This window comes from Rahnella sp. RcJ3 (assembly GCF_009498575.1).
GTDB lineage: Bacteria > Pseudomonadota > Gammaproteobacteria > Enterobacterales > Enterobacteriaceae > Rahnella > Rahnella aceris.
In genome coordinates this window covers 1-672 of record NZ_QSNX01000057.1, presented here as the reverse complement: position 1 = coordinate 672, position 672 = coordinate 1, and the positions used below count along the sequence as shown (strand labels likewise).

The following is a 672-nucleotide window of genomic DNA, read 5'->3' as shown; positions in this document are numbered from 1 at the left end:
TATGTTCGGTTAAACCGTTCTATAAACGCGTTCTGTGTTGGCTTACCCGGCTTGATAAATTCCAGCATCACTCCATGGTCTTCAGCCCATTGCGCCAGCGCCAGTGATATCAGTTCCGGCCCATTATCCATCCGCATCTTCAGCGGATATCCACGGTTTGCTACTATTCTGTCCAGCACCCGGACGACACGCTGCGCTGGGATATTCAGGTCAATTTCTATCGCCAGCGCTTCACGGTTAAAATCATCGACAACATTGAAAGTCCGAAAACGTCGGCCACATGTCAGCGCGTCGTGCATAAAATCAATTGACCAACTTTGGTTGAGTGCTTCCGGCGTTGCCAGCGGAGCCGGATTGCGCACCGGCAGGCGTTGTTTACCCTTACGACGAAAATTCAGTTTGAGAAGACAGTAAATCCGGTAGACACGTTTGTGGTTCCAGACGTGCCCCTGCCTGCGAAGTACCTGAAAAAGCTTCTTAAAACCGTAGCGGGGATAGCGCTCAGCGACCTCGGTCAGCCTCTGGATCACCGCTTCATCACGTCGCGTATCCGGTTGATAACGAAACACCGTCCTGCTTAGCGATAACGTCCTGCATGCCTGGCGTATGCTCATCGTAAATTGCGTGGTCAGATAGTTGACGAGCTCACGCTTTATCGCTGGTTTTAAAGCT

1 protein-coding gene is annotated in these 672 nt (G+C 51.3%); it reads right to left on the bottom strand.

What is annotated here, in order from left to right:
• Positions 1-672, bottom strand: a 672-nt coding sequence (locus tag DXU84_RS24950; protein WP_153376846.1) for an IS3 family transposase, incomplete at both ends; no start/stop codon positions are given.